The following is a 21,955-nucleotide window of genomic DNA, read 5'->3' on the forward strand; positions in this document are numbered from 1 at the left end:
GCCGGTCCATTTAAAAACTGCCAACGAATTCATTAATAAAAAGGCCTCGGGCATTGCCGGAGGCCTTTTTCTTTTTCCCCTACCCGCAGTGCGGCAATCCCTTTGCCGTGGTTGCCTGCCTGATTTTTTCGAGCGCCCGATTCAAAAACTCCCAACGCTTTCTTTTTTCTACAAATGAATTTCTAAACAGAATTACTACGCCGGCCCGGCCGATTTCCGGGCCCGATCCGCCAACCTGTCCTGCACCTGAACACCTCAGGGGAGACAAGGTGTTGCACTTCGGATTTGACTCTCCGTGCCCTTTAGGGTCTGCGCCACAGCCTTTCCGGATCGTCCGATGCCATTCGCATTGCCCCGTTCGCCTGCAAACGGAACAGATTTTCGTAATTCCAAATACGCTTCAATTCCGAAGTTCTCGTGCTTTTACGTCAACAAATTTAACTGATGCGTCATTTGTGCGAGCACCCCAATTACAGTGCTGCAGCGCGGAATAATCGTGCAACGCCCGCGGCCCGGCCGCGCAAATATTCATCCCGCCACCCGAAGTACCTGCGCTTTTTTATTAATTGACAGAGCGCGGACCCTGGAGAGCGCACGTTATGCAGGAAGTGACCGTGGAAGCCGCTGCGACTCCAACCCGTGACAACCCGGCCAGGCCGCCGCCCCTGCAACAACAGGAGCAGCAACAGGCCCGGGGCACCCGCTCCACTTTCGCCCTGCTGTGGCTCAGCGAGACCGCCTTCGACCTCGGCACCACGCTGGTCAGCTTCGCGGTGGGCGTCTGGATCTTCTCGCGCACCGGCTCCGCGCAGGACTACTCCTTCTCGGTGCTCGCCGCCGCGCTCGCGGCGATGCTGGCCACGCCCTTCGCCGGTGTGCTGGCCGACCGGCACGACCGGCGCCGGGTGGTGCTGTGCTGCGACCTCGCCGCCGTCGCCGGCACCTTCGCGATCGTGCTGGCGCTGACCTCGGGCCGGCTCGGCATCGGCGCGCTCTACGCCTATGCCGCGGTCGCGGCCGCCGTCGGCGCGCTGCGGCGGCCGTCGATCCGGGTGGCCGTCAGCCGTTTCGTGCCCAAGGACCGCTTCGCCCAGGTCGGCGGGCTGACCGGCATCTCCCGCGCGCTGGTGCAGGTCGGCGCGCCCGCCACGGCCGGCTTCCTGATGGCGCACGCGGGCGGCCTGCAGGGCGTGATGGCGACGCAGCTGTGCCTGCTGTTGGCCGCCGCCGCGCTGGTGTTCGCCGCGCTGACCCGCGCCGGCGCGGACGTACGCGGTGGCGCGGACGTACGCAGTGGCGATGTGCCCGCGCAAGGCGGCGCGCTTTGGCGCGGCGCGGGCGCCAGCCTTTCCGGCGCGCTCGCCTACCTGCGCGAGCAGCCACTGATGCGCGCGCTGCTCGGCTACGGCGCGCTGGTGCAGTGCCTCATGGTGCTGGCCACGGCCATGGTGACGCCGATGGTGCTGTCCACGCACTCCAGCGGCGTGCTGGGCCTGGTGATGTCCGTCGGCATCGTCGGCGGCCTGCTCGGCTCGATCCTGGTCGCCACCGCGCGGCTGCGGCACGGGCTGATGCGATGGGTGCTGGCCTGCGACGCGCTGCAGTGCGCGGCGGTGCTGGCCGCCGGCTGCGCGACCACGCCGGCGCTGTGGTGCGCCGCGGCCTTCGTCTGCCTGTTCTGCGGCAGCACCTCGGTCGCGTGCTCGCATGCGCTGTGGATGCGCAAGGCGCCCCTCGGCCGGCAGGGCAGCGTCTTCGCGCTGATCGCCGCGTCCAACATGCTCGTGATGTGCGCCGTGCTGCTGGCCGGCGGCTGGCTCGCCGACGCGGTGCTCGAGCCCGCGCTACGCCCCGGCGGCGCGCTCGACGGCACGCCGGTGGGCAGCCTCTTCGGCACGGGGCCGGGCCGCGGCATCGGCTTCCTGTTCTTCGCGAGCGGCGCGGCCGGCCTCGCGCTGACCGTTCTCGCGCTCTTCCACCCGCGCCTGCGCCGGCTGGAAACGCTGGTCCCGGACGGCGGCCAATCGTGAGCGGCCCGCACGTGCACCCCCTGAGTTCGCCCCAGCAGGCCGTCTGGCTCGAGCAGTCGCTGGCGCCCGATGTGCCCTGCCACAACATCGGCGTGACGGCCAGCCTCGACGGGCCCACCGATGTCGACCGGCTGGAAGCGGCGATCCGCGCCGTCGTCTCGCGCCACCAGGCGCTGCGCACCGTGCTCGAGCGCGGCGGCAACAACGGCGACAACAACGGCGAAGCCATGCAGCGCTTCGCCGCGCCCGACGACGATGCCGCCGGCGCGCCGCTGCAGCGCTTCGATTTCACCGGCGAAGCCGACCCTGAGGCGAGCGCATGGGCACACCTGCGCGCCGCCTTCCTCGCCCCCTTCGCGCTCTACGGCCAGCGGCTGTGGCGCATGCAGTGGCTGCAGGTCGCGCCCCGGCGCGGCTACTGGCTGGTGTGCTTCCACCATCTCGTCGCGGACGGGTGGTCGGTCTCGCTGATCGGCAATGCCGTCGCCGATGCATACAACCGGCTCGGGCGCGGCGAGGCAGCGCTCGGGGAAGAAGAAAAAGACGAAGGCGGCGACTATGCCGGCTTCATCCGCCTCGATGCCGAGTACCGGGCCTCCCCGCGCTACGCCCGCGACCGCGCCTTCTGGCTGCAGCGCCACGCACGCCTGGCCGCGCCGCTGTTCGAAGACGCCCCCGCGCGGCGCAGCCAGGCGGCCCGCCGCAAGGTGGAGCAGGCCGTCTGGCACCTGGACCGCGCCGACCACGACCGCCTGACCGAAGTGGCTGCCGCGCAGGGCGCGTCGAGCACGCACTTCCTCGCCGCGCTGCTGGCGGTGTACTTCGCGTGCCTTCATCAGGAACGCGAAGCTGGCGACGAAGTCGTGATCGGCATGCCGGTGCACAACCGCACCAGCGTCGCGCACAGGCGCATGCCCGGCATGTTCTCGGGCGCGATCCCGGTCGGCATCGCGGTCGATCCGCGGCAGAGCTTCGCGCAGACCCTGCGCGGCGTCGCGGCCGAACTGAAGCAGTGCTACCGCCACCAGCGCTATCCCCTGGCCGAGCTGCACCGCGAACTGCTGGCCGGCACGGGCGAGCGCCGCGGCCTGTTCGACATCTCCCTGTCGATCGAAAGCTTCCAGGGCGACCTGAGGCTCGAAGGCATCCGCAGCACGGTGTTCCCGCTGCACAACGGCCACGAGCGCCAGCCGCTCGCGGTCTACGTGCGCGACTACGAGCCCGGGCGCCCGGTGCACGTCGAGTTCAACCACGACCCGGCGCTGTTCTCCGCGCCGCAGATGGCCATGCACCTGCGGCGACTGCAGGCGCTGATGCGCGCCGCAACCGATGCGCCGCATACACCCGTGCGCGACCTGCCGCTGATGGACGAAGCCGAGCGCGACCTGGTCGTGCACGGCTTCAACCGGCCGCTGCTCGACACCGGCGCCCCTTCGCTGATCCACGCGCTGTTCGAGCAGCAGGCCGCGCGCGACCCGGACGCCATCGCCGTGCAGTTCGAAGACCAGCGGCTGAGCTACGGCGAACTCGACCGGCGCGCCAACCAGCTGGCCCACCACCTGCGCGGGCTGGGCGTGGGCCCCGACGCGCTCGTCGCGATCTGCCTGGAGCGCGGGCCCGGCATGGCGATCGCGATCCTCGCCACGCTCAAGGCCGGTGGCGCCTACGTCCCGCTGGATCCGGCGCAGCCCGACGAACGCCTGGCGCACATGCTGCGCGACAGCACACCGGTGGCGCTGATCGGCGACCGCGCCTCGCTCGATCGCCTGCCCTCGCTGCCTGCGCTGCCCTCGTGCCAACGGCTGCGCCTCGACCAGCCATGGGAAGAAGCACCGTGGTGCGACGCACCCATCGGCAATCCGCAAATCGAGGGCCTCGCGCCCTCGCACCTGGCCTACGTGATCTACACCTCCGGCTCCACCGGCCTGCCCAAGGGCGTGATGGTCGAGCACGCGCAGGTCGGCCGACTCTTCGCCGCGACGCGCGGCTGGTTCGGCTTCGGCCGCGACGACGTGTGGACGCTCTTCCACTCCTTCGCCTTCGACTTCTCGGTGTGGGAGCTGTGGGGCGCGCTGCTCCACGGCGGCCGGCTGGTGATCGTGCCGCACGCGGTCAGCCGCGCGCCGGCGGAGTTCCACCGCCTGGTGTGCGAGCAGGGCGTGACCGTGCTCAACCAGACGCCGAGCGCATTCCGCCAGTTCGCCGCCGCATGCCGGTCTGCCCCGAAGGAGCTGCCGGCGCATGCGCTTCGCCACGTGATCCTCGGCGGCGAGGCTCTGGAAACCGCCACGCTCGCACCCTGGTACGCGCTGGCGCACAACCGGCGCGCGCAGCTGGTCAACATGTACGGCATCACCGAGACCACCGTGCACGTCAGCTGCCGGGTGCTCGGCCCCGACGATGCCCATCGCGCCGGCGCGAGCCCGATCGGCACGCGCATTCCCGACCTGAGCCTGTACGTGCTCGATGCGCAGGGCCGGCCGCTGCCGGTGGGCTGCGCGGGCGAGATCTGCGTCGGCGGCGCCGGCGTGGCCCGCGGCTATCTGCGCCGGCCCGAGCTGGACGCGCAGCGCTTCGTGCCCGATCCGTTCGGCGGCGTGCCGGGCGCGCGCATGTACCGCAGCGGCGACATGGGCCGCCTGCTCGCCGACGGCAGCCTGGAGTACCTCGGACGCAACGACCAGCAGCTCAAGATCCGCGGCTTCCGCATCGAGCCCGGCGAAATCGAGGCCCGGCTGTTGCGGCTCGACGGCGTGGCCGACGCGGTGGCGATCGCGCGGGAGGACCAGCCGGGCGATACGCGCCTCGTCGCGTACCTCGTGTTCGCCGACGCAGATGCCGAGGCCAGGGCGGCCTTCGATCCCGCCGCCGCGCGCATCGCCTTGGGCAGGCACCTGCCCGACTACATGATCCCGGCCGCGTACGTGCCGCTGGATGCCCTGCCGCTGACCCCCAACGGCAAGCTCGACCGCAAGGCGCTGCCCCCGCCGGAGCCTCGCGCATGGCACGGGCAGCGCGAGCATGAGCCGCCGCAGGGTGCCACCGAGCAGGCAATGGCAAGGCTGTGGTCCGAAGTGCTCGGCATCGAGCGGGTGGGGCGCGGCGACAACTTCTTCGAGCTCGGCGGGCATTCCATCCTCGCGGTGCGGCTGGTCGAGCGCATGCAGCGCGAAGGGATGGAGGCCGATATCCGCCAGCTCTTCACCGAGCCGACACTGGGCGCGCTCGCAGCCCGCGTGGCGGCGCAGGACAAGGCCGCGGCACCTGCACCTGTGCCGCCGAATGCGATCCCCGCGCAATGCGGGCGCATCACGCCGCGGATGCTTCCGCTCGCGGGCCTGACGCAGGCGCAGATCGACCTGATCGCCGCCGCCGTGCCGGGCGGCATGCGCAACATCCAGGACATCTACCCGCTCGCGCCGCTGCAGGAAGGCATCCTCTTCCACCACCTGCTGCAGGGCGAAAGCAGGGGCGAGGGCGACGCCTATGTGCTGCCCGCACTGCTGCGCTTCGACGATCGCGCGCGGCTCGACCGGTTCGTGGCCGCGCTGCGGCAGGTCATCGCCCGCCACGACATCCTGCGCACCGCCGTGCAGTGGGAAGGGCTGGACACGCCCGTGCAGGTCGTCTGGCGCAGCGCCGGCCTTGCGCTGCGGGAGCACCGCTTCGACCCGGCCGATGGCGACGTACAGGCGCAACTGCAGGCCCGTGCCGATGCGCGCACGGTGCGCCTGGACCTGCGCCGCGCGCCGATGCTGCAGGCCCATGCGGCCTTCGACCCCGTTTCGCAATGCTGGCTGCTGCAGCTACTGCATCACCACCTGACGCTGGACCACACCACCACCGAGCTGATCCTGCACGAGGTGGTGGCGCTGCTGCAGGGGCGCGGAGACAGCCTGCCCGCGCCCGTACCGTTCCGGGATTTCGTGGCCCGCTCGCGCCAGGGCATGAGCGAGGCGGAGCACGAAGCCTTCTTCGGCACGATGCTCGGCGACGTGGACGAGCCGACGGCGCCATTCGGCCTTCTCGACGTGCAGGGCGATGGCTCACAGGTCGAGCAGGCGAGGGCGACGCTGCCCCCGGCCTTGTCGCTGCGGCTGCGCGCCCTCGCCATGCGCCACGGCGTGAGCACGGCCAGCATCTTCCATCTGGCCTGGGCGCGTGTGCTGGCTTCATGCAGCGGGCGTGACGACGTGGTCTTCGGCACGGTGCTGTTCGGCCGCATGCAGGGCGGCCCGGGGATCGAACGCGCGATGGGCATGTTCATCAACACGCTGCCGGTGCGCATCGCGCTGGGCGGGCGCGGAACGCTGCAGGGGCTGCATGAGACCCATGCGGCGTTGAGCGCGCTGCTGCGCCACGAGCATGCATCGCTCACGCTGGCGCAACGCTGCAGCGGCCTTGGGCCGGGCGTGCCGGTCTTCCCGGCGCTGCTCAACTACCGGCACAGCCGAAGCGAGAGTTTCTCCGCGGAGGGCGGGATCGCGATCGCCGATGGCATGCACTACCTCGGCGGACGCGACCTCACCAACTATCCGTTCAGCCTGTACGTCGACGACCTTGGAGAAGGTTTCGTGCTCAGCGCCGAGATTCACGACTCGGTGCCCGCGCGGCGCGTGTGCGGGTTCGTGGTGCGGGCATTGCAGGCTGTTGCCGAGGCGCTGGAAGAGGAGCCCGGCCGAGCGCTGATGGCGCTCGAAGTCTTGCCGGCGGAAGAGCTTCAGCGCGTGTTGCACGGCTTCAACGATACGCATGGTGCGTACGGCACGGCGGCGCTGGCGCACGAGGCCTTCGAGCAGCAGGCGGCGCAGCACCCGGAACGCATCGCGCTCGAACTCGATGGCGCCCAGCTGAGCTATCGCGCGCTCAACGAGCAGGCCAACCGGCTTGCACGGCATCTTCATGGGCTCGGAGTCGGGCCGGACACCCGTGTCGCGATCCGTGCCGGGCGCAGTTTCGCGATGGTGATCGCGATCCTGGCCACGCTCAAGGCCGGCGGTGCCTGCGTGCCGCTGGATCCGGCATATCCACGCGAGCGCCTGGGCCACATGCTGCGCGACAGCGGGGCGGCGGTCGTCCTGGGGCAGATGGAAGGGCTCACGCCCGACGTGGCGTCGGTGCCGCTCGATGAAGCGGCCTGGGCCGGAGCATCTGCCGACAACCTTCGCGTCGAAGGCCTCGCGCCATCGCACCTGGCTTACGTGATCTACACCTCCGGCTCCACCGGCGAGCCCAAGGGCGTGGCGATGCCGCATCGCGGGCTCGTCAATCTGCTCGCATGGCAGCGGGAGCAATTGCCCGAACCCGCGCGCACCCTGCAGTTCGCGGCGCTCGGCTTCGATGTCGCCTTCCAGGAGATCTTCTCGACGCTGGCCAGCGGCGGCACGCTGGTGCTGCTGCGCGAGGGCTTGCGCCAGGACCTGCCAGCCTTGGCCGAATGGCTCGCCGAAGAATCGGTCGAACGGCTGTTCCTGCCTTGCATCGCGCTGCAGAACCTGTGCGAGCTGTGGTCGCAGCGCGGTGCGCTGCTGCCGATGCTGCGGGACGTGATCACGGCAGGCGAGCAATTGCGCATCACGCCCGCGATCCGGCTCATGTTCGGCAAGCATCCGCAGGCCCGGCTGCACAACCACTACGGCCCGACCGAGACGCACGTGGTCAGCACGCACACGCTGGGCGGCGCGCCCGGGCAATGGGAAGACCTGCCGCCGATCGGGAAGCCCGTCGGCAACAGCCGCATCTACGTGCTGGATGCGCAGCGCAATCCGGCTCCCGAGGGAGTCGTGGGCGAGCTGTATCTGGGCGGCGAACAGGTCGCCCGGGGATATCTCTCGCAGCCCGATCTCACCGAAGCACGCTTCCTGCCCGATCCGTTCGGCGGCCCGGGCGCACGCATGTACCGAAGCGGCGACCTCGGCCGCTGGCGCGCCGACGGCAGCATCGAGTATCTGGGGCGCAACGACCATCAGGTGAAGCTGCGCGGCTACCGCGTCGAATTGGGCGAGATCGAAGCGCAGCTCGCCCGCATCGAAGGCGTACGCGAAGCTGCAGTGATCGCCCGCGAAGACCAGCCGGGCGACAAGCGATTGGTCGCCTACCTCGTCCTCGCCGGTGCCCTCGATCCATCCGCACTGCGCGCCGCCTTGCGCGAACGCCTGCCGGACTACATGGTCCCCTCGGCCTTCGTCGCACTCGACGCGCTGCCGCTGACCCCCAACGGCAAGCTCGACCGCAAGGCACTGCCCGCACCCGGGGCCCATGGCCACGGCACCTCCGCGCCACCCCAGGGCGAAGTCGAACAGGCCCTCGCGGGCATCTGGTCCCGGCTCCTCGGCATCCGCCAGATCGGCCGCAACGACGACTTCTTCGAGCTCGGCGGCCATTCCCTGCTCGCCATCCGGTTGCTCGAACAGCTGCGCCGGCGCGGCTGGTCCACCGACATCCGGTCGCTCTTCACGCACCCGAGGCTGCATGCATTCGCCTCCACGATCCGGCGCGACGAAGAGACTGCATCGGTGCCGCCCAACCTGATCCCGCCGGGCTGCGAAGCCATCGAGCCCGCGATGCTGACGCTCGCCAGGCTCGACGCCGCCGATATCGCGCGAATCGTGCAGGCCACGCCGGGCGGCGCGGCCAACATCCAGGACATCTATCCGCTCGCGCCGCTGCAGCAGGGCATCCTGTTCCACCACCTGCTGCAGCGCGAAAGCAAGGGCGAGGGCGACGCCTACGTGCTGCCGACGCTGCTCGAGTTCGACAGCAGGCCGCGCATGGACAGCTTCGCCGCGGCGCTCTCCCAGGTGATCGGGCGCCACGACATCCTGCGCACCGCGATCCACTGGGAGGGCCTGGCCGAGCCCGTGCAGGTGGTGTGGCGAAACGCCGGATTCGCGCCCGCGACATTGACGCTGGCACCGGGCGAGAGCCCCGCGCAGCAGCGCCTGCGCGAGCATCCGCGCGTGCGGGGCCTACGCATCGACGTGCGGCGCGCGCCCATGCTGCAGGGCTTCGCGGCCCGTGACGACGCGAGCGGGCGCTGGCTGCTGCAGCTGTCCTATCACCACCTCGTGATGGACCACACCGCGCTGGAGCTGCTGGTGGAGGAGATCGCGGCCATCGAGCGCGGCGACGCGGGCAGCCTGCCCGCGCCGGTGCCGTTCCGGGACTTCGTGGCCCGCTCGCGCCAGGGCACGAGCGAGGCGGAGCACGCGGCCTTCTTCGGCGCGATGCTCGGCGACGTGGACGAGCCGACGGCTGCGTTCGGCCTGCTCGATGTGCAGGGCGATGGCTCGCGCATCGGGCAGGCGAAGTCGATGCTGCCTGCGGCGTTGTCGTCGCAGCTGCGCGCCCTCGCCATGCGGCATGGCGTGAGCACGGCGAGCCTTTTCCATCTGGCCTGGGCCCGCGTACTGGCCTCGTGCAGCGGACGCGAGGACGTGGTGTTCGGCACGGTGCTGTTCGGCCGCATGCAGGGCGGCCCGGGCATCGAACGCGCGATGGGCATGTTCATCAACACGCTGCCGGTGCGCATCGCACTGGGCGGGCGCGGAACGCTGCAAGGGCTGCATGAGACCCATGCGGCGTTGAGCGCGCTGCTGCGCCACGAGCACGCCTCGCTGGTGCAAGCGCAGCGCTGCAGCGCGATGCCCACGCATGTGCCCCTGTTCTCTGCGCTGCTCAACTACAGGCACGGCCAGTTCGCGCGCGCCGAGGTGCTCGACGGCGTGCGCCTGCTCGACGTGCGCGACCGCACCAACTACCCCTTCGGCCTGCATGTGGACGACGACGGCAGCGGCTTCGGGCTGACGGTGCAGGTCGATGCCTCGGTGGGCGCGGAACGCGTTGCCGGGTTCGTGCGGCAGGCGCTGCAATCTGTTTCGCGGGCTCTGGAAGAAGAGCCGGGGCGGCCGCTGATGACGCTCGATGTGCTGCCTGAGCAGGAACGTCGGCGTGTGCTCCATGGTTTCAACGACACGCATCGCGCGCACGACCCGACAGCCCTGGTCCACGAAGCCTTCGAACGGCAGGTGGCGGTGCACCCCGAGCGCATCGCGCTCGAACTCGATGGCGCGCAGCTGAGCTATCGCGCGCTCGGTGAGCAGGCCAACCGGCTTGCCCGGCATCTGCGCGGCCTCGGCGTCGGGCCCGATACCCGCGTCGCCATCTGCGCCGGGCGCGGCTTCGCGATGGTGGTGGCGATCCTGGCCACGCTCAAGGCCGGCGGCGCGTGCGTGCCGCTGGACCCTGCGTATCCGCGGGAGCGGTTGGTCCGCATGCTGCGCGACAGCGCGGCGACTGTCGTGCTGGGCCAGCAAGCCCTGATCGAACGGCTTGCGCCGGACGTGGCAACGGTCCCGCTCGATGAAGCAGGCGCGGCCTGGGCCGAAGCCTGCGCCGACGACCTGCAAGTCGAAGGGCTCGCCGCATCGCACCTGGCCTATGTGATCTACACCTCCGGCTCCACGGGCGAACCCAAGGGCGTGGCGATGCCGCATCGCGGGCTGGCCAACCTGCTGGAGTGGCAACGGGAGCAGCTGCCCGAGCCCGCGCGCACCCTGCAGTTCGCGGCGCCCGGCTTCGATGTCGCCTTCCAGGAGATCTTCTCGACACTGGCCTGTGGCGGCACGCTGGTGCTGCTGCGCGAAGGGCTGCGTCAGGATCTTCCGGCGTTGGCCGAGTGGTTGGCGCGGGAGTCCGTCGAGCGCCTGTTCCTGCCCTACATCGCGCTGCAGAACCTCTGCGAACTGTGGTCGCGGCGCGTCGAGCCATTGCCGATGCTGCGCGATGTGATCACTGCCGGCGAGCAGTTGCGCATCACGCCGGCGATCCGCCGGATGTTCGCGCGGCATCCGCAGGCAAGGCTGCACAACCACTACGGCCCGACCGAGACCCACGTGGTCAGCACGCACACGCTGAGCGGCCTCCCCGAAAAGTGGAAAGACCTGCCGCCGATCGGAAAGCCCGTCGGCAACAGCCGCATCCATGTGCTCGACGCGCAACGCAATCCGGTGCCGGTGGGTGTCGCCGGCGAGCTGTACCTGGGCGGCGCACAGGTGGCGCGCGGCTACCTGTCGCAGCCCGAACTGAGCGCCGACCGATTCGTGCCCGACCCGTTCAGCCGCGGCGGCGCGCGCATGTACCGAAGCGGCGACCTCGGCCGCTGGCGCGCCGACGGCAGCATCGAGTACCTGGGGCGCAACGACCATCAGGTGAAGCTGCGCGGCTACCGCGTCGAGCCCGGTGAGATCGAAGCGCAGCTGGCGAGGCTCGACGGCGTCAGGGAAGCAGCGGTGATCGCGCAAGAAGACCAGCCGGGCGAAAAACGGCTGGTCGCGTATCTCGTCCTCACCGAGGCCGCAGATCCGGGCGCATTGCGCACCGCCTTGCGCGACCGCCTGCCGGACTACATGGTCCCCTCGGCCTTCGTCGCACTCGACGCGCTGCCGCTGACCCCCAATGGCAAGCTCGACCGCAAGGCGCTGCCCGCACCCGGGGCCCATGGCCACGGCACCTCCTCGCCACCACAGGGCGAAGTCGAACAGGCCCTCGCCGGCATCTGGTCCCAGCTCCTCGGCATCCGCCAGATCGGCCGCGACGACGACTTCTTCGAGCTCGGCGGCCATTCCCTGCTGGCCATCAGGCTCATCTCGCAGATCCGCGAGCGCCTCGGCGCGGAACTTCCGCTTGCCACGCTCTTCGCCCGCCCACGCCTTGCCGCGCTCGCCGAGGCCATCTCCGAGGCCATCTCCGAGGCCATCTCCGAGGCAGGTCCGGGCGCACCGGACGCGATCACGCCCGCCGACCGCAGCCGGCCGCTGCCCCTGTCCCCGGCACAGCAGCGCCTTTGGTTCATCTCCGGTGTCGATGCCAAGGCCAGCGTCGCGTATCACATCACCGGCGCCCTGCGCCTGCGCGGCGCGCTCGACGGCACGGCCCTGCGTGCCGCGCTGGACCACGTCGTCGCCCGGCACGAGGCCCTGCGCACGCGCTTCGTCGAAGCGGATGGGCAGCCATGGCAGCACATCGACCCGCCGCGCGGCTTCGAGCTGCGCGAGCAAGGCGTCAGCGCCGCCGACGCCGCGGACCCCGCGCACATCGAGGCGCTGTGCCGCGAAGCCGCCGCCGTGCCCTTCGACCTCGCGGCCGGCCCGCCGATCCGTGGCCGACTGCTGCGCGTCGCGGCGCAGGACCACGTGCTCGTGGTCTCGATGCACCACATCGTCTCCGACGGCTGGTCGCTGGGCGTGCTGATGCGCGAGTTCGCCGCCGCCTACAGCGCGCTGCGCGAGGGGCGCGAGCCTCGCCTGCCGGCGCTGGCCGTCCAGTACGCCGACCATGCGGCGTGGCTGCACCGCCACCTGCAGGGCCCCGCCGCACAGGCCCGGCTGCGGGAGTGGGCCGGGCATCTGCAAGGCGCACCGGCGCTGGTCGAGCTGCCGCACGACCGCCCGAGGCCCGCGCTGCAGGACTATCGCGGCGCGAGCATCGAGGTCGGCGTCGATGCCGAAACCACGCGGGCCCTGCGAGCGCTCGCCCGGCGGCACGGCGCGACGCTGTACATGGTCGTGCTCGCGGCCTGGGCCGCGGTGGTGGCGCGCTACGGCGGCCAGCGGCAGGTGGTGATCGGCAGTTCGCATGCCGGCCGCGGCCGCGCCGAGGTCGAGCCGCTGATCGGCTGCTTCATCAGCACGCAGGCGATGAAGATCGCGCTGGACGGCAACCCGAGCGTGGCCGGCCTGCTCGCGCAGGTGCGCGAGACCGCGCTGCAGGCGCAGGCCCGGCAGGACGTGCCCTTCGAGCGCCTGGTCGAGACGCTGAACCCGCCGCGTTCCATGGCCCACCACCCGGTGTTCCAGCTGATGCTGGCCTGGCACAACACGCCGCCGATCGCGCTGGAGCTCGCGGGCCTCGCCGTCGAGCGGGTCGAGAGCCTGCCGGGCAGCGCGCAGTTCGACATGGCGCTGGACCTGCAGGAAGCCCAGGAAGAGGGCGGCCGCATCGTCGGCAAGCTCAACTACGCCACGGCGCTTTTCGACGAGGCCACGGTCCGCCGTCACTGGCAGGCGCTGGTGGCGATGCTGCGCGGCATGGCGCAGAGCGACGAAGGCCTGCCGGTCGAGCGCATCGCGCTGCTCGACGACACGGAACGCGACCACCTGCTGCACGTCTTCGCCCAGGGCGCATCCGCAGTTCCCGCGCACCCGTTCGCGCACGCGGCGTTCGAACGGCAGGCCGCGCTGCGGCCGCAGGCGGTCGCGCTGGAGCACGATGGCGAACGCCTCGGCTATGCCGAGCTCGACCAGCGGGCCAACCGGCTCGCACACCACCTGCGCGGCCTGGGCGCCGGGGCCGGCGAGCGGGTCGCGCTGTGTCTCGAACGCGGGTTCGACCTTGTCGTCGCTGTGCTGGGCACGCTCAAGGCCGGGGCCGCGTATGTGCCGCTCGATCCCTCCCACCCCGACCAGCGGCTGGCCTGGCAACTGGAAGATTGCGCGCCGGCCGTGCTGCTGACGCACTCCGCGCTGAGCCCGCGCCTGCATCCGCCGCCGCGCTGCACGACGATCGCGCTCGACAGGCACGAGCCGCTGGCGAACGAGCCCGCGCACCCGCCCGATGCAGGCGGCCTGCCCGGCGACGGCTCGCACCTGGCCTACGTGATCTACACCTCCGGCTCCACCGGCACGCCCAAGGGCGTGATGGTCGAGCACCGGCAGCTCTCCCACCAGGTCGCGGCGCTGCAGGCGCTCTACGGCTTCGGTGCGCAGGACAGGGTGCTGCAGTTCTCCGGCCTGAGCTTCGACGTGGCGGGAGAGGAGATCTTCGGCGCGCTCAGCCATGGCGCGACGCTGGTGCTGCGCACCGACGAATGGCTCGCCGAGCCCGCGCGCTGGTGTGCGCTGTGCGGCGAGCACCGGCTCAGCGTGGCCAATCTGCCGACGCTGTTCTGGCAGCGGCTCGCTCTGTCGCCCGAAGCGGTGTTTCCGCCGTCGCTGCGCCAGATCGTGATCGGTGGCGACACGGTCGGCGCGGCCGCGCTAGACGCGTGGTGGCGGCGCGGGGGGCATCGCCCGGCGCTGGCCAATGCCTACGGGCCGACGGAAACCACCATCAACGCCACCGTCGCGCGCTGCCGTGCCGGAGATTCGCCGCTGGACATCGGCCGGCCGGTCGCCAATGCGCGGGTCTATCTGCTCGACGCGCATCGCGAGCCGGTGCCGGTCGGCGCCATCGGCGAAATCTGGATCGGCGGCGCGGGCGTGGCGCGCGGCTACCTGCATCGCCCCGAGCTGACGGCGCAGCGCTTCGCGGCCGATCCGTTCGTGAAGGCGCCCGCCGATGCATCGCGGCCGCGCATGTACCGCAGCGGCGACCTCGGCCGCTGGCGCGCCGACGGTTCCATCGAATTCCTGGGCCGCGACGACCGGCAGCTGAAGATCCGCGGCTTTCGCATCGAGCCGGGCGAGATCGAAGCCGAGCTGATGCGCCTGGGCGGCATCCGCGAAGCGGCGGTGATCGCCAGCGAAGGGCCGGACGAAGACAGGCGCCTGCTGGCCTACGTGGTGGCCGCCGACCCGACCAGCCCGCCGCCCGAACCGGCGCAACTGCGCGCACGCCTGGCCGGGCGCCTGCCCGAGCACATGCTGCCGGCCGCCTTCGTGCCGCTCGATGCATTGCCGCTCAACGCCAACGGCAAGCTCGACCGCGCCGCGCTGCCCGCGCCGGACGACGAAGCCCATGCGCGGCGCGGCTACCGGGCGCCCGAGGGCGAGCACGAACGGGCGCTGGCACAGACATGGGAATCGCTGCTCGGCATCGAGCGCGTCGGCCGCGACGACGGCTTCTTCGAGCTGGGCGGCCATTCGCTGCTGGCCGTGCGCATGATCTCGCAGCTGCGCCAGCGCTTCGGCGTCGAGCTGGCGCTGACGACGGTGTTCGCGCGGCCCCGGCTGGCGCAGCTCGCGCAGGAGATAGCACGCGAGGCGCCCGGCGCGGCAGATCCGATCGTCGCGGCGGATCGGGCAACGCTGGATCGCGGCACGTGGCCGCTGTCGCACTCGCAGCAGCGCCTTTGGTACGTGACGCGCATCGACGCACAGGCCGGCGCGGCCTACCACCTGCCCGCCGCCCTGCGCCTGCGCGGTGCGCTCGACCGCGTCGCGCTGCAGCGCGCGCTCGAGCGGATCGTCGCGCGGCACGAGTCGCTGCGCGCGCGCTTCGTCATGGTCGACGGCCAGCCGCGCCAGCGCATCGAGGCGGCGCAGGGCGTCGCGCTGGAGCTGCAGGAAATCGACGGCCTCTTCAGCGGACCCGGCGGACCCGACGAGCTCGGCCGCAGCACCCTGCGCGCGCTGTGCCAGGCCGAGGCCGCCGCTCCCTTCGACCTGGAGCGCGAGCCGCCGCTGCGCGTGCGCCTGCTGCGCCTCGCGGCCGACGAGCATGTGCTGCTGCTCACGATGCACCACATCGTGTGCGACGGCTGGTCGCTGGCGGTGCTGGCGCACGAGTTCTCTGCGCTGTACGCGGCCTTCGGCCGCGGCGAGCCCGACCCGCTGCCGGCGCTGCCGGTGCAGTACGGCGACTACGTCGCGTGGCAGCGGCGGCGCCTGCAGGGCGAGGGCGCGCAGGCGCGGCTGGGCTACTGGGTGGAGCGGCTGCGCGACGCGCCGCCGCTGATCGGCCTGGCCACCGACAGGCCTCGCCCGCCACAGCAGGACTATCGCGGCGCCAGCATCGAAGTCGGCATCGACGAGGCGTTGACGCGCGAACTCGGCGCGCTGGCGCGGCGCCATGGCGTCACCGTCTACATGGTGGTGCTCGGGGCATGGGCGGCGGTGCTCGCGCGCCTGAGCGGCCAGACGCGCGTGGTGCTCGGCAGCGCCGTCGCCGGGCGCGACCGGGCCGAGCTCGAGCCGCTGATCGGCTTCTTCGTCAACGCGCAGGCTCTGCGCTTCGACATCGGCGAGGGCCTGGACGCCGAAGGCCTCCTGAAGCAGGCGCGGCAGGTGGCGCTCGAAGCGCAGCAGCACCGCGACGTGCCTTTCGAGCAGGTGGTGGAAGCGCTGAACCCGCCGCGCTCCAGCGCCTTCAACCCGGTCTACCAGGTCCGGCTGGCATGGCAGAACACGCCGCCGGCCCGGCTGGAGCTGGAAGGACTTGCCTTCGACAACCTCGCCAGCCACGCGGGCAGCGCGCAGTTCGATCTCTCGCTGGACCTGGAGCCGGCCGGCGAGCGCATCGCGGGCCAGTTCAACTACGCCACCGCCCTCTACGACGAGGCCACGGTGCGGCGCCACTGGCACGCACTGGTGGCAATGCTGCGCGGCATGGCGGCCGATGCCGCCGCGCCGGTGGACCGCATCGCGCTGATGGCGCCACGCGAGCGCGAGCTGGTGCTGCGCGGCTTCAACGACGGCGGCGAGGCCGGCGGGGGCAATGGCCTGCTGCACCGCCTTTTCGAGGCGCAGGCCGCAAGACGGCCGGGGACGCTGGCACTGGCCTGCGAGGGCGAATCGCTGGACTACGCGGGGCTCAACGCCCGCGCCAACCGCATCGCGCATCACCTGCGCGGCCTGGGCCTGCGCCCCGACGACCGCGTCGCGCTGTGCCTGGAACGCAGCGTGGACCTCGGCGTGGCGCTCATGGCCACGCTCAAGGCCGGCGGCGCCTGCGTGCCGCTGGACCCGGTTCACCCCGACGACCGCCTCGCCCATATGCTGGGCGACAGCGCCCCGGTGGCGGTGCTGACGCAGGCCCGCCTGCTGGAGCGCCTCGCGGTGCCCGAAGGATGCGCGGTGCTGGTGCTGGACGGCGATTCGCCGCCGCCATGGGCCGGTGCGCCCTCGCACGACCCCGACCCCGAAGCCGTGGGGCTGACCCCCGCGCACCTGGCCTACGTGATCTACACCTCGGGCTCGACCGGCGTGCCCAAGGGCGTGATGGTCGAACACCGCAACGTGCTGAACTTCCTGCGCGGAATGGAGCGGCGCATCCATGGCCCGGCGCCGGACTGCAGCCGCGTGGCCTGGAACTCCTCCTTCGGCTTCGACATGGCGGTGAAGGCATGGGGCCAGCTCGCCTTCGGCCGCAGCGTGTTCCTGCTGCCGGAGCGCACACGCCTCGATGCGCAAGCGCTGCTCGACTTCCTGGAGCGCCATGCCATCGAGGCGATGGAGTGCACGCCCTCGCACCTGCGCATGCTGCGCGCGGCCGGCTTTCCGCAGCGGCGCGGCACCTCGCTTCGAAAGCTGCTGCTGGGCGGCGAGGCGCTCGACGCCGACACCTGGCAGGGCCTCGCGGAGAGCGGCACGGAGCTCCGGTTCCACAACATGTACGGCCCGACCGAATGCAGCGTGGACGCCACCTGCGGCCCCGTCGCGGGCGCGGTGCCGAACATCGGCCGGCCGATGCCGGGGGCGCGTATCTACCTGCTCGACGCGCATGGCGAGCCGGTGCCCATCGGCGTTGCCGGCGAGATCCACATCGGCGGCGCCGGCGTCGCGCGGGGCTACCTGGGGCAGCCTTCGCTCACCGCCGGGCGCTTCCTGCCCGATCCCTTCGCGGCCGAAGCCGGCGCGCGCATGTACAGGACCGGCGACCTCGGCCGCTGGCGCGCCGACGGCAGCATCGAGTACCTGGGCCGCAACGACCATCAGGTGAAGATCCGCGGCTACCGCATCGAGCTGGGCGAGATCGAGGCCAGGCTCGCGCGGCTGGAAGGCGTGCGCGAGGCCATCGTGGTGGCCGATGGCAGCCAGCCCGGCGAGCCCCGCCTGGTCGCCTACCTGCTCGCGCAGCAGGGCGCGGCGCCGGAGCCTTCCACGCTGCGCGCGCAGCTCGGCGCGCAGCTGCCCGACTACATGCTGCCCGCCGCGTGCGTGGTGCTCGCGGCCTGGCCGCTCAACGCCAACGGCAAGCTCGACCGCATGGCGCTGCCGCCACCCGGCGACAGCGGCCTCGCCCGCCGCACCTACGCCGCGCCGCGGACCGACATCGAGGCCCGGCTGGCCGCCCTCTGGGGCGAACTGCTCGGCGTGGCGCAGGTCGGCCGTCACGACAACTTCTTCGAGCTCGGCGGGCATTCGGCGCTCGCGATACAGCTGATCCACGCCATGGGCGAGCAGCAGCTGCAGGTCGACGTGCAGATGGTGTTCAACGCGGCGACGCTGGCCGAGCTCGCGGCGGCCACCGTGCAGCTGGAGGAGATCGTCCTGTGAGCAACTTCGACGCGACGCCCTTGCAGCTGCTCGAGGCGCTGGCCTCGCGCGGCCTCGCGCTGCGGCTGGACGGCGAGCGGCTCGCGCTGCAGGGCGATGCGCAGCTGCTGGCCGACCCGGCGTTGGTGCGGGCACTGCGCGAGCGCAAGGCCGAGCTGATCGCGCTGCTGCGCGAGGGCCAGGGTGCCGATGCGCTGCCGGCGCTGGAGCAGGACGCCATCGACCGCCTCGCGGCGAAGGTGCCCGGCGGCCGGCGCAACGTGCAGGACATCTATCCGCTCGCGCCGCTGCAGGAGGGCATCCTGTTCCATCACCGCCTTCATCGCGAGAGCGAGGATGGAGGCGACGCCTACGTGATGCCGACCCTGCTGCGCTTCGACAGCCGCGAACGGCTGGAGGGCTTCGTGCAGGCGCTGCGCGAGGTGATCGCGCGCCACGACATCCTGCGCACCAGCGTGCACTGGCAGGAGCTGGAACAGCCGGTGCAGGTTGTGCAGCGCGAGGCAGACCTGGAGATCGCGATGCTGGCCGCCGCGCCCGCAGAAGAAGCACTGCAGCGGCTGCGCGCGCTGGCCGACCCACGCAGCTGCCGCCTCGACGTGCGCCGCGCGCCGATGCTGCGCGGCCATGCCATCGGGGAAGAGGGCAGCGGGCGCTGGCTGCTGCAGCTGCTGCACCACCACCTGATCCTCGACCACACGGCCTCGCAGCTGCTGGTGCACGAGGTCATGCTGATCCTGCAGGGCCGGCGCGATGAATTGCCAGTACCGGTGCCGTTCCGGCGCTTCGTGGCGCAGGCGCGCCGCGGCGGGTCGGAAGCGGGGCATGAAGCCTATTTCCGCCGCGTGCTGGGCGACGTGGAGCAGGCCGCCGTGCCCTTCGGGCTGGACGAGGTGCGCGGCGACGGCAGCGGCGTGCTGCAGTCGCGCGGCGAACTGGAGCCCGGGCTGGCGCGGCGCCTGCGCGAACAGGCGCGGCTGCACGGGGTGGGCGCGGCCAGCGTGTTCCACCTGGCCTGGGCGCTGGTGCTGGCGCGCTGCTGCGGCGCAAGCCGCGACGTGGTCTTCGGCACGGTGCTCTTCGGCCGGCTGCAGGCGGGCGCCGAGGCGACGCGCGCGATGGGCATGTTCCTCAACACGCTGCCGCTGCGCGTGCGCATCGACGACGGCGCCGAAACGGCGCTGCGCCGCGTGCACGCCGATCTCGCGCAGCTGATGCGCCACGAACACGCCTCGCTGAGCCTGGCGCGGCGCTGCAGCGGGCTGCCGGCCGAGGCGCCGCTCTTCACCAGCCTGCTCAACTACCGCCACAGCCATCGCGAAGGTAGCGCGGGTGCCGCGAGCATGGCGGGCATCGAATCGCTGGGCGGGCACGACCGCACCAACTATCCCTTCGTGCTGCACGTGGACGACCATGGCGACGGCTTCGGCATCACCGCCGAGATCGACCGCCGCATCGATGCTCGGCGCATCCGCGGCTTCGTCGAGCAGGCCCTGCGTTCGCTCGCAGATGCGCTGGAGGCCGAGCCCGGTCGGCCGCTTCATCGCATCGAGGTGCTGCCGGAAAGCGAGCGCCTGCGGGTGCTGAGCGGCTTCAATGCCACCGCCGCCGACTATCCGCGCGGCCTGCTCCTGCACCAGCTCTTCGAGCGCCAGGCCGCGCAACGCCCCGACGCGACCGCCGTGGTGTTCGAAGGCCGCAGCCTCAGCTATGCCGGCCTCGACGCGCATGCGAACCGGCTGGCGCGGCGGCTGCGCGCGCTCGGCGTGGCGCCCGACGCGCGCGTGGGCATCTTCATGCAGCGCAGCGAGATGCTGGTGGTGGCGCTGCTCGCGGTGCTGAAGGCCGGCGGCGCGTACCTGCCGCTCGACCCCTCGCATCCGCCGCAGCGGCTGCGGGAAATGATCGACGAGGCCGGCCCGGTGGCGGTGCTGGCCGACGCCGGGCTCGCGGCGGACCTGCCGACGATGGTGCCTACGCTCGCGCTGGATCGCTGCGCCCTCACGGATGCGCCCGCCGAACCGGACGAACGCGGCCCCGAAGTCCGCGAAAGCCACCTGGCCTATGTGATCTACACCTCCGGCTCCACCGGCCGCCCCAAGGGCGTGATGAACGAGCACCGGGGCATCGTCAACCGCCTGCACTGGATGCAGCAGGCCTACGCGCTGGCACCCGACGACGTGGTGCTGCAGAAGACGCCGCTGGGCTTCGACGTGTCGGTGTGGGAGTTCTTCTGGCCGCTGATGGCGGGCGCGCAGCTGGTGCTGGCGCGCCCCGACGGGCACAAGGACCCCGCCTATCTGTGCGAACTGATCCGCGAGAGCGGGGTGACGACGCTGCACTTCGTGCCTTCGATGCTGCGGCTTTTCCTGGCGCGGCTCGACGGCGATGCCGATGGCGCCGCCGCCTGCGCCGGCCTGCGGCGTGTGGTCTGCAGCGGCGAGGCCCTTTCCGCCGGCCTGGCGCGCCGCTGCCGCGAGCGCCTGCCGCATGCGCGCCTGCACAACCTGTACGGGCCGACCGAAGCGGCGGTGGACGTGAGCGCCTGGACCTGCGGCGATGGCGATGGCGATGGCGATGGCGATGGCGACGGCGTGCCCATCGGCAGGCCGGTCGCCAACACCCGGCTCTACCTGCTCGACGGCGCGCTGCGCCCGGTGCCGGCCGGCGTCGCGGGCGAGCTCTACATCGGCGGCGTGCAGGTGGCGCGCGGCTACCTGGGCCGGCCGGAGCTGACGGCGCAGCGCTTCATCGCCGACCCCTTCGGCGGGAACGGCCGGCTCTACCGCACCGGCGACCTCGGCCGCTGGCGCGCCGACGGCGCCATCGAGTACCTGGGCCGCACCGACTTCCAGGTCAAGCTGCGCGGGCAGCGCATCGAGCCGGGCGAGATCGAGGCGCGGCTGCGCGCCGTCGATGGCATCGCCGATGCCGTGGTGCTGGCGCGCGAGGACCGTTTCGGCACGCCGGCGCTGGTGGCCTACGTGGTGCCGGGCTCGTCCGGCGACGCGCCGGAGCCCGCCCGGTTGCGCGGCCGGCTCGCCGAGCACCTGCCCGAACACATGCTGCCCGCCGCCTACGTGCGCCTCGCCGCGCTGCCGCTGGGCGCCAACGGCAAGCTGGACCGCAAGGCGTTGCCCGCGCCCGGCGACGAGGCCTTCGGCCGCCGCGACTTCGAGCCGCCGCAGGGCGAGGTCGAGGAAGCGCTGGCGTCGATCTGGTCGCGGCTGCTCGGGGTGGAGCGCATCGGCCGCCACGACAGCTTCTTCGCGCTCGGCGGGCATTCGCTGCTGGCGGTGCAGATGCTGGAGCAGTTGCGCGGACGCGGCTGGGATATCGACGTGCGCGCGGTCTTCGACCGGCCGGGGCTGGCCGCGATGGCTGCGGCCGTGCGCACCGCGCCGGGCGCGCACGTGGTGCAGGTGCCGCACAACGCCATTCCGGCGCATTTCGCCCACCACGAGCCCGAAGCGCAAGCCGGGTGTGACACCGAATCGGAAACCGAGGAGTTCAGACTGTGAATCTGGAAGCAGCGAACACGCAATCCATGGACGCGCCGGCGCTGATCGGCCTGCTCGAGCAGCGCCGGGTCCTGGCGCGCATCGAGCAGGGCGAGCTGGTGCTCAAGGCGCCGCGCGGCGTGCTGACGCCGGGCGTGATGGCCTCGCTGAAACTGCACAAGCAGGCGCTGCTGAGCTGGGCTGCCGCGAA

Annotated in this window: 3 protein-coding genes; all 3 read left to right on the forward strand. The window is 71.8% G+C overall.

Going from position 1 to position 21,955, the window contains the following annotated elements:
* The first annotated feature begins 599 nt into the window (after positions 1-599).
* The 3 genes from ABL838_RS00070 to ABL838_RS00080 are packed head-to-tail and all read left to right on the forward strand — an operon-like array spanning position 600 to position 21,765.
* Positions 600-2,030, forward strand: coding sequence for an MFS transporter (locus ABL838_RS00070; protein ID WP_418123532.1), 1,431 nt, complete (start codon positions 600-602; stop codon positions 2,028-2,030).
* Positions 2,027-18,244 carry an amino acid adenylation domain-containing protein gene (locus ABL838_RS00075; RefSeq protein WP_418123533.1) on the forward strand — a complete coding sequence of 5,406 codons (16,218 nt, stop codon included), beginning with the start codon at positions 2,027-2,029 and terminating at the stop codon, positions 18,242-18,244. The genes ABL838_RS00070 and ABL838_RS00075 overlap by 4 nt, the downstream gene beginning before the upstream one ends.
* On the forward strand, positions 18,241-21,765 hold the full coding sequence (locus ABL838_RS00080; RefSeq protein ID WP_418123534.1) for an amino acid adenylation domain-containing protein: 3,525 nt from the start codon (positions 18,241-18,243) through the stop codon (positions 21,763-21,765). The genes ABL838_RS00075 and ABL838_RS00080 overlap by 4 nt, the downstream gene beginning before the upstream one ends.
* Positions 21,766-21,955 lie beyond the last annotated feature (190 nt).

This window comes from Variovorax sp. 160MFSha2.1 (assembly GCF_048305075.1).
GTDB lineage: Bacteria > Pseudomonadota > Gammaproteobacteria > Burkholderiales > Burkholderiaceae_C > Variovorax > Variovorax guangxiensis.

Excerpts from the sequence above, each read along its gene's own strand:
- ABL838_RS00070 (WP_418123532.1), top strand. The coding sequence starts at position 600 with ATGCAGGAAGTGACCGTGGAAGCCGCTGCGACTCCAACCCGTGACAAC.